7 protein-coding genes are annotated in these 9273 nt (G+C 74.0%); 4 read left to right on the top strand and 3 right to left on the bottom strand.

Annotated elements, in window-relative coordinates; genetic code table 11:
* Nucleotides 1–374: 374 nt before the first annotated feature.
* A complete protein-coding gene (locus ACZ4Z1_RS04785) occupies nt 375–1148 on the bottom strand; it encodes a GOLPH3/VPS74 family protein (protein WP_468485137.1) in 774 nt (257 codons plus the stop codon).
* Nucleotides 1149–1394: 246 nt separating this feature from the next.
* On the opposite strand from ACZ4Z1_RS04785, the gene ACZ4Z1_RS04780 reads away from it, so the two are divergent.
* Together ACZ4Z1_RS04780 and ACZ4Z1_RS04775 are read left to right on the top strand one after the other, a co-directional pair.
* Nucleotides 1395–4403 (top strand): D-alanyl-D-alanine carboxypeptidase, encoded by a 3009-nt coding sequence (locus ACZ4Z1_RS04780; protein WP_468485136.1) that lies wholly within the window; start codon nt 1395–1397, stop codon nt 4401–4403.
* Between the two features lie 229 nt (nt 4404–4632).
* Complete coding sequence (locus tag ACZ4Z1_RS04775; RefSeq protein ID WP_468485135.1) at nt 4633–6057, top strand: glycosyltransferase family 39 protein; 1425 nt, start codon at nt 4633–4635, stop codon at nt 6055–6057.
* 31 nt (nt 6058–6088) lie between these two features.
* On the opposite strand, the gene ACZ4Z1_RS04770 is transcribed toward ACZ4Z1_RS04775, so the two are convergent.
* On the bottom strand, nt 6089–6832 hold the full coding sequence (locus ACZ4Z1_RS04770; protein ID WP_468485134.1) for an ArsR/SmtB family transcription factor: 744 nt from the start codon (nt 6830–6832) through the stop codon (nt 6089–6091).
* A 63-nt stretch (nt 6833–6895) separates the two neighbouring features.
* On the opposite strand from ACZ4Z1_RS04770, the gene ACZ4Z1_RS04765 reads away from it, so the two are divergent.
* On the top strand, nt 6896–7855 hold the full coding sequence (locus ACZ4Z1_RS04765) for a cytochrome P450 family protein (RefSeq protein WP_468485133.1): 960 nt from the start codon (nt 6896–6898) through the stop codon (nt 7853–7855).
* Entirely contained in the window at nt 7852–8748 is an 897-nt protein-coding gene (locus ACZ4Z1_RS04760) for an isocitrate lyase/PEP mutase family protein (protein WP_468485132.1), read from the top strand. Before ACZ4Z1_RS04765 ends, ACZ4Z1_RS04760 begins: the two co-directional genes overlap by 4 nt.
* Before the next feature lie 79 nt (nt 8749–8827).
* On the opposite strand, the gene ACZ4Z1_RS04755 is transcribed toward ACZ4Z1_RS04760, so the two are convergent.
* On the bottom strand, nt 8828–9130 hold the full coding sequence (locus tag ACZ4Z1_RS04755) for a hypothetical protein (RefSeq protein WP_468485131.1): 303 nt from the start codon (nt 9128–9130) through the stop codon (nt 8828–8830).
* Nucleotides 9131–9273: the final 143 nt, after the last annotated feature.

The raw sequence follows: 9273 nt of genomic DNA, 5'->3' as shown, positions 1-9273 counted from the left end.
CGACTAACCGGATGCCCCTCCCGGTCCCGAGCAGTCCAGTGAAGGGAAAACCCAAGGGAAGGGGAATGTCGCGCGGGGTGGCGGCCCGGCCGTCGTCCGGAACGGCCGGCCCGCCACCCCGCGCTTGCTGCGGCTCCCGAACGGGACTGTGGGGACGGTGGTGCGGTTTCCCTGCGGTGCAGGGGTGCTGCCGTGCAAAGGTGCTGTGGTGCGGGTGGTGCGGTGGTGCCGTCGTGTGGCGGTTTCGTGTGGCCCCGCGCGCCTGTCGTGGGGAGCGCCGGGTGCACGTGGTGCGCCTGACACGCACCACGCTGAGTGCTGCGTGGTGTCTTCGCGCTACATCAACTGCTGGTGGTGCGGTGCCGGGCTCGCCGTCAGCGCGCGCCGACGCGGGCCATGGACCCGTGCCGCGGCTGTGCCGGTACGCCCGCCGGCTCGGCTGCGACGCGGGCCGCGGGCTGCCTGCCCGCTCCCGGCCCGGATCCCGCTCCGGACGCCGCCACCGGTGCGCGCCTCGGCTGCGCCGCGACGCCGTTCTGCACATCCATGACGGCATGTGCGACCAGCCCGCCCATCGGGTCGTGCCGGATCAGATCCCGCAGACGGGAGCGCGAGGAGCGCCCTTCGTTCCCGGGATACAGGTGCTTGCCGAGACCGACCGCGTGGGCCAGCGCGGCGAGCGCCGCGGTCCGCGGGTCCGGCGGTACGCCGGTGCGGATCGCACTGTCCAGCCGGTTCTTGATCTCCCGGCTGATGGCCGTGTCCGTCGCCTGGTAGCGAGTCGTCGGCAGCACCCCGCACATCTGGCCCGCCACGGCATGGACCATGCCGCACCGCTCCAGATGCGTGAGATACGTCTGGCGCAGCCCCAGCCGGGGCCCGCCGATCCAGTGGACGGCGCGCACCGGGCTGCCGCGTCGGCGCAGCAACTCGAGCGCGGAGTCCAGAGTCGGATCTCCGGTCGGCCGTGGCAGCACCACGGCGATACGATCCCCGTCAGGGGCTATCCGTCCGGCCAGAGCCAGCTCCACTAGCTGTGCCCCGGCCAGACCGAGGTCGAGCGACTGCGGCTGCGCTGTGGTTCCCGTTGCCGGGTCCAAAGCGAGCAGCAGAAGCTCCTCCGGAATTGTTCTGCGGCTCCTGCCCATCCATGCCTCCCCGCGTGGATGAATGACAGGGTGACCCCTCTCACATTCATCTGTCGAGAGTGCGTGGGGGGTTAGGCAGGGAACCTGTAGGTATGTCGTTCTCGTCTAGCTCCTTGGCGACGCCTTCTGTGGGGCGGGGCGCCCAGCGTTTCGCGTGGCGGTGCGGACGTGCCTCGCGGACACAGGACACTTGGGAACACTGGGCCAGACAGAGCGACGTATCGCGGACGTGTGAAGGAGACATAGGTGGCGGGCGAGTCCCCCGGCAAGCCGGAGCAGAAGCAGTCGTCGGGGGAGACGGCGGGGAGCGAACGCGATCCGCGACTCGCGGTCTTCCGTGCATCACCGGCCGAGCCGGCGAAGCCGGCCGGGAAGGCGAAGGCCGACGAGCCGGACGAGACCGACGAGACCGACGAGACGACCGAGGCCGGCAAGTCCGGTAAGGGCGGTAAGGGCGGTAAGGCGGACACGGCCGGTAAGGGTGGTACGGACCGTACGGGTGGTACGGCTGACAAGGCCGGCGCCGCCGACGCGTCCGGTGCCGCCCGTGAGGACGCCGGTGAGGCCGCTGACGGCGGTACGGCCGACGCGCAGGGCGAGGGCCGGGACGAACGGCTGCGGGAAGCGGTCGCCGCGTGGGTGGCGACCAAGGACGACGACGGTGACGAGGGCGGGTCCGGCGACGGAACCGGTGACGGAACCGGGGCCGGCACGGATGCCGGCGCGGGCGCCGAGAAGGAAACGCGTGCGAAGGCTGAGGCGGGGGAGACGCCGGTGACGAAGGCGTCGGCCAAGGGCGCGGCGAAGGGCACGACGGAGGGGAGTGCGTCGAAGGGGGCGTCGAAGGACGCCGCCTCGGAGGCCCCTGCGAGCGGCGCGAAGGATGCCCCCAAGAGCGCCAAGAAGGCCGCTTCCGCGGGCGGCGCCAAGGGTTCCGGACCCAAGGGCGGCTCCGCGGGGTCCGCGGCCGGGAGCGCCGCCAAGGGGTCGGCCGCCGAGAGTTCCGCTGCCGAGGGCGCGGCCTCGAAGGGGTCCGGCACCAAGGGTGCGGACGCCGCTGACGCCCCCGAGGGCGCCGCGCAGCCCGTCGACCAGCCGACAGCGATCTTCAAGGCGCCGAGCTTCGAAGAGGGTGGCAAGGAGCCCGCCGACGAGGCGACGCGAGTGTTCTCGATCGCAAAGCAGAAGGACGCGGGCGACGCCGGTCCGGCGAAGTCCGACGCCGGGAGCGACAGCGAAAGCGACGGAAAGAGCGGCACGAAGGACGCCGCCAAGTCCGACGCGAAGTCCGACGCGAAGTCCGGGGCGAAGGCCGACGCGAAGGCCGAAAAGCCCGGCGCCGAGGCCGCCCCGAAGTCCGGGAAGCCTGCTGGAAAGGCCGCTGAAAAGCCCGCCGGAAAGCCTGCTGGAAAGCCCGACGCCAAGGCCGACGCCGAGTCCGACGCCAAGAGCGGCTCCGGGCCCGCCGCCGAATCCGGCAAGCCGGACGCCAAGACTCCCCCGGTCGACCAGCCGACCACCGCGATCAAGGCCGTACGGCCTCCCGGTGCCGCGGAGTCGGACGGGGAGCGTACGAGCCAGTTCGTGGCGCTGAAGTCCACCGACCCGCAGCCGATCAAGCCGCCGCGGCCGGTCGGCGGTGACAAGCCCGGCAAGGCGGGCAAGGGCGGCAAGCAGGCGGCCAAGGGCGCCGCGAAGACCGACGACCAGGATGCGAAGCCGGGCACCGGGCCGGGCGCGAAGCCGGCTGCCGAGCCCGATGTCACCCCGGGCACGAAGTGGGGCGCGAAGGCCGCCGGCAAGTCAGCTACCGCTCCCGGGCCGCAGCCGGAGGCCGAGGCCGGAGCCGCCGGGGCGCCCGCCGCCGCGGCCGCGACCGCGCAGTCCGGTGCCACCGCGCAGCCGGGCGCGCTGCCCGACTCGGAGCAGACCAAGCAGCAGCCGCTGCCGCCGCTGGACCTGCTGGCGCAGCTGACCAACACCCCGCCGCCGCCCGAGACCCCGCTGCGCACTGTCGCCCGCCGGTTCAAGATCTGGACCCCGCTGGTGGTCCTGCTGGCGGTCATCTTCGTCGTCGTCCAGCAGGTGCGTCCGCTGCCGGATCCGGAGCTGGCGCTGGGCGAGAAGTCCTCGTACACCTTCGGGGGCGGCCGGTTCCAGATGCCGTGGCCGGGTGAGGGCCAGGCCGCGGCGAAGGTCGTGGGCGCGGGCGGCCTCGGTACGTACGGGGACGAAAAGCCGGTGCCGACGGCGAGCGTCGCCAAGATAATGACGGCCTACGTGGTGCTGAAGGACCACCCGCTGAAGAAGGACGAGGACGGCCCGAAGATCAAGGTCGACGACGCGGCGGTCAAGGACGCCGAGTCGAAGAACGAGTCGCGGGTGATGGGCCTCAAGGAGGGCCAGGAGTACTCCGAGCGGCTGATGCTGCAGATGCTGATGATCCCGTCGGGCAACAACATCGCCCGTCTGCTGGCGCGCTGGGACACCCAGTCCTCGACCGTGGACGCGTTCGTCAAGAAGATGAACGACGCCGCCAAGGACCTGGGCATGAAGAACACCACGTACACCGACCCCAGCGGTCTGAACAAGACCACCGTCAGCACCGCCGTCGACCAGCTGAAGCTGGCCGAGGAGGTCATGAAGATGCCCGCGTTCCGGCAGGTCGTCGCGATGCCGAACGCCGAGAAGGGCCTCCCGGAGAAGATCTACAACAACAACAACCTGATGTCCGAGCACCGCGAGCTGAGCATCAAGGGCATCAAGACGGGCTCCAGCACGGCGGCCGGCGGTGCGCTGGTGTGGGCGGCTTACAAGGGCGTGGACGGCAAGGACCAGCTGATCCTCGGCGCCACGATGGACCAGCACGCCAAGGGCCCGGACCCGGACGGCGGCACCAGCCTCCGGCTGGTCCAGGACCGCACCAAGCCCATGATCGAAGCCATCCGCAACGCCCTCACCTCCGCCACCACCGTGAAGAAGGGCCAGGTCGTCGGCTACGTGGACGACGGTCTCGGCGGGCATACGCCCGTCGTGGCGACGGAGGACCTGAAGGCCATCGGCGTCCCCGGCCAGAAGATCGAGTTCAAGGTCGGCCCGGCCGCCGGCAAGCCCGTCCCCCACGAGGCGAAGGCCGGCACCGTCGTCGGCAAGCTGACCGTCGGGACCGGGGCGAGCGCCGCCAAGGTGGACGTGGCGCTGCAGAAGGATCTCGCCGAGCCGTCGTTCGGATCGAAGCTGACGCGGATCGGCTGAGCCCCGGCGGACCGTACGAGCCGTCGCGCACCGGTGGGCCCCGCCTGCCGGTGCGCGACGGCTGTCGTACGGTCTGGTCGTACGGTTCCGGCGTGTCCGTACACTCCCCGCCCGTCCCGCTGAAGCGGAGTCCGCCATCGATGTAGCGCAGACCGCGTACGCGTCCCCCGCGCGCGCCCGGAGCATCTGGGCGTCGCGGGGGGCCGTCGCGCTGTACCCGGCCGCGCTGATGCTGGTCCTCGGCCTGTGGGGCATCCGCCGCCAGGACAGCATGTGGCGGGACGAGGCGGTCACGTACGACATGGCGCACCGCACCCTGGCGGAGCTGTGGCCGACCCTCCAGACCGTGGACGCGGTACACGGGCTGTACTACGTGCTCATGCGCGGCTGGTTCCTCGTCTTCGACGGGGGTGTGGTGGCCCTGCGGCTGCCGTCCGTGGTCGCGATGGCGGCGGCCGCCGCCGGCGTCACCCTGCTCGGCAGGCAGCTGGCGGGCCGGCGGGCGGGGCTCTTCGCGGGCCTGGTCTTCGTGCTGCTGCCGATGGTGCAGCAGTACGCGCAGGAGGGCCGCTCCTACGCGATGGTCTGCGCGCTGGTGGTGTGGTCCACGTACTTGCTGGCGCGGGTCACCGCCAGGCCGGGCAGGCGCCTGTGGGCGGGGTACGCGGCGCTGTCGCTGGCCGCCTGCCTGATGCACGAATTCGCCGTACTGGTCCTGCCCGCGCACGGCGCCGCCGTCGTCCTGTCCGGTCTGCCGCGCGCGGTGCGCCGGGCCTGGTGCGTGGCGGCGGGCGCGGTGGCCGTCGGCCTGGTCCCGCTGGCCGTGTTCAGCATGGGGCAGTCCGAACAGCTCGCCTGGCTCCAGTGGCCCAACCCCGTCCAGCTGGGCACCTTCATCACCCTGGTGCTGGGCGGCCTGCTCTGCTCCCGCGCCCCGGTCGCCCGCGCGGGCCGGCAGCGACTGCGGCTGCGGCCGGTCGCGTTCCCCCTGCTGGTCCTGCCCACGGCGCTGCTGGTGCTGCTCTCCCAGCTCAAGCCGATGTACGTGGACCGCTACGTCCTGTACTACGTGGCCGGGTTCGCCCTCCTGGCGGGCGCGGCGCTCGACTGGGTGCTGCGCCCGCCGGGACGCCGCGGCCAGACCCGGCGCCGGCTGCTGTACCGGTCCGCGGCGCTCGTCGTGGTCCTGGCGCTGCTCGTCCCCGTCAACGTCTTCCTGCGCAGCCCGCAGAGCCGTACCGACGACGCGATCGCGGTGACCCACGCCGTCCGGGAGCTGTCGTCGCCGGGCGACGGCCTGCTGTTCCTGCCCGCCCGGCGCCGGGTGTGGGCGGCGGCCGCGCCGCACGAGTTCCACCGCCTGCGGGACCTCGCGCTCGCCGAGAGCCCGGTGGCCTCGCACACCCTCTACGGCACCGAACTGTCCGGCGACCGTGTCCACGCGCACATGATGCGGGCCCGCCGTATCGTCGCGGTCGGCGACGCGAAGGGGCAGCCGCTCGACCGGACCGACCAGGAGATCGCCAAGCGGACCACCCTGAGGTCCGCGTTCCGGGTCTGCGCGACGCGGGACGTGAAGGGCGCCAGCATCACGCTGTACGCCCGTCCCGGGGACTGCCCCGGGGCGGTCCGGTCCCGCCCTCGCCCTCGGTAGAGCAATTCCGCCCACGGCCCGGCCCGGCCCGCTAGAGCAGCCCCGCCGCCTCCGCGTCCAGGCCGAGCAGGTCACGCAGTGCCTCGGCTCCCGTGGGCGTCACCCGTACGGCCCGGCCGCTGCCGACACGCCGTACCCACGCCCGCTCCAGCAGCCCCGCGCACAGCCGGGCGCCCGCCACGCCTGCCAGGTGCTGCCGCCGCTCGGTCCAGTCCAGGCAGCCGCGGGCCGTCGGGCGGCGGCCCGCGCGGAGGGCGGCGGCGTCGGTGGCGAGGGCCTCGGTGAACCAGGCGCGGCCCGCGCCGGTGAGCGCGAAGCCGCCGTCCTGGTCGATCAGACCGCGCCCGGTCATAGCGTCCGTGACGGCCACGCCCAGGCGCCCGGCCAGGTGGTCGTAGCACGTACGCCCGCGGGCCAGCGCGGCCGACGCGTTGGCGGCGCGCAGCCCGCGCGGCCGTTCGGCGGGCGGGTCGAGGTGCGCGGTCAGCCCTTCGATCAGTTCGGCGACGCGGGGGCTCGCGAGCTGCACGTACCGGTGGCGGCCCTGGCGGTGCTCCACGAGCAGCCCGCCTTCGGTCAGCCGCGTCAGGTGCTCGCTCGCGCTGGACGGCGCGACCCGCGCGTACGCCGCCAGCTCGCCCGCCGTCCAGGCCCGCCCGTCCAGCAGGGCCAGGCAGAACGCGGCCCGGGTGCGGTCCGCCAGGAGGCCCGCGAGGCGCGCGAGTCCGATGCTGTGCGCCGGTGCCGCGTCCGGGGGCGGTGCCTGTGTGGTCATGGGCCCATTGTGCGCGGGCTCGTTTCGGCCGGGCCCGAAACGAGCCGGGCCTACGGTCCTGCCATGCAGACCTCGGACAGCTTGGACGGTATGGACGGCTTGGCCGGTTCGGACAGCTTGGCCGGTTCGGACGACGCAGACGACGGCGAGCGGGCCACGCGCGTACGTGTCGGCCCGGAGGCGCTCACGGACCCGGCCTGGGTGGTCCCGCCGGTGCACCAAGACGCACCGGAAGGCACGATGGCCTGGCTGCGGGCGCACGTCGCCCGCTTCAGCAGCGGCGACGCGCATACGCGGCGGCGGGCGCCGGCAGCCGGCCCGCTCGGTGGCCCGGACGCGGCTGAAGCGCTGCGTGCCGCGGCGCGCGTACGGGCGGCGGAACTGCTGCGGGCCCCGGGCACGGTCGAGGTGATGGCGCGGGTGGCGCGCGTCGTGCCCGCCGAAGTGCTCGCCGCGTCCCTCGGACTGGCAGTCACGGCGGAGACGGCCGTGCTGGTGGGTGACGTGGCCCGCGCGTACCACGCGCACGGCGAGACCGTCCCGGCCGCCGACCGCGCCCTCACCCGCCTCGTGGCGGCCTGCGGCGGTACGTGGGACGAGGCCACGGCGGCCCGGATCGGCCTGCTGGTCCAGGCGTACGACGCGACGGCCGGGCTGATCGGCAACGCCGCGTACCTGATGCTGGCGGGGGACGCGCCGGACCTGCTGCCCGGGCCGGCCGCCGACCTCGTCGCGGACCGGCTGGACCAGGCGCTGTGCACCGACCCGCCCGTACGCGGCACCCTCCGCGCCCCTGTGGACGGCGGCGAACCGGTACGGATCAGCCTGGTCACCCCCGACGGCTCGCTGGCCTTCGGGGCCGGTGCGCACGCCTGCCCCGGGCGCGCCCACGCCCGGGCCCTCGCGGCCGGAGTGCTGGACGCGCTGTACGCCCGAGGCTGCCGCCTCGTCAGCCCGGACATCGCGTACGAGCCGTCCGCGCATCTGCGGGTGCCGGTGGGGCTGGAGATGGTGTGCGGATGAGCGGGCTGAGCCCTGGCGCCGGCATCGGCGCAACGGCGGCCCGTACCGAGCGTACGCACCTGATCCGCGCCTTCCACGCCCTGCACCACGCCGACGAGCCGCTGCTGCTCCCCAACGCCTGGGACGCCGCCTCGGCCGCCGCGCTCGCCGCCGCGGGCTTCGCCGCGATCGGCACCACGAGCCTGGGTGTCGCGGCCGCGCTGGGCGAACCCGACGGGCAGGGCTCGGCCTCCGTACGGGACGCCACGCTCGCTCTTGCACGGCGGCTCGGCAGCCGCCTGGCCTGCCCGTACACGGTGGACATCGAAGGCGGCTTCGGCGGCGGGCCGGCGGAAGTGGGGGTGCTGGCGCGCGAGTTGGCAAAGGCCGGGGCGTCCGGCGTCAACCTGGAGGACGGGCTGCCGGGGCGCACGGTGGACGGCCCGCTGGTCGCGGCCGGTCAGCAGGCGGAGTTGATCCGCGCGGTCAAGGAGTGCGCGCCGGACCTCTACGTCAACGCCCGTGTCGACACGCACTGGCTCGTGGACGACGCCGCCACGCGGCCACTGGACGAAACGCTGGCCCGTGCCGACACGTATCTGGCGGCCGGGGCGGACGGCATCTTCGTGCCGGGCGTCACCGACGAGCGGGCCGTCGCCACGCTCGTCGCGGGCATCCCGGCGCCGCTGAACGTCCTGTACGCGCCGGGCCGGCACCGCCTCTCCCGCCTGGCCGAGCTGGGCGTACGGCGCGTCAGCACCGGCTCGCTGCTGTTCCGTTCAGCGCTGCACGCGGCCGTGTCACTCGCGGAGTCCGTACGCGCCGACGGGTCGGACGGGACAGGCGGACCGGGCGGTGGGCCTGGTCTCGCCGGGTTGCCCGGGTACGGGGAGGTGCAGCGGCTGGCGGAATGAGGGGGCTTACGAGCGCGGGGGTGGGGGCGCGGCGCGGTAGCCCGAGGGCACGGGGGTGCGGCGCGCCCTCAGCCGTCGCTCAGGCCTGCTGCGCCTGGCGGCGCCGGTGCACCGCGACGCCCACAGCCGTGGCGCCCAGGACGCCGGCCGCGCCCGCGACCCCGCCCACCGGGAGCTGGCCGATCCGCTCGGCGACACCGGCGAGCCCCTCCTCGGGCAGCACGGCGGACAGGCGGCCCATCGCGTGCTGGGTGGTGGCGGGGGCACCGGCGGTGTCGGATGCGTCGGCGGCGAACGCGCCGCCCGCCGGAAGGAGCAGGGCGGCTGCGACACCGGTCGTGACGGCGGCGGTACGGATCACGGAGCGGCGCTTTGCCCGCATGGGACTACTCCTCGTCGTGGCGGTCCTGGCCGCCGTAGGTCTGCTGGTTCGTGCGTCGGTCGGCGTGCGGCGATCGTCGTTCGCCGCACGGATCTGCTCGGCGTGCCGACGAAGAAGAATGTACGAGGCGTCCTTCACGGCGA

This window comes from Streptomyces sp. NPDC030165 (assembly GCF_055573595.1).
This window is presented reverse-complemented; position numbering and strand designations above follow the sequence as displayed.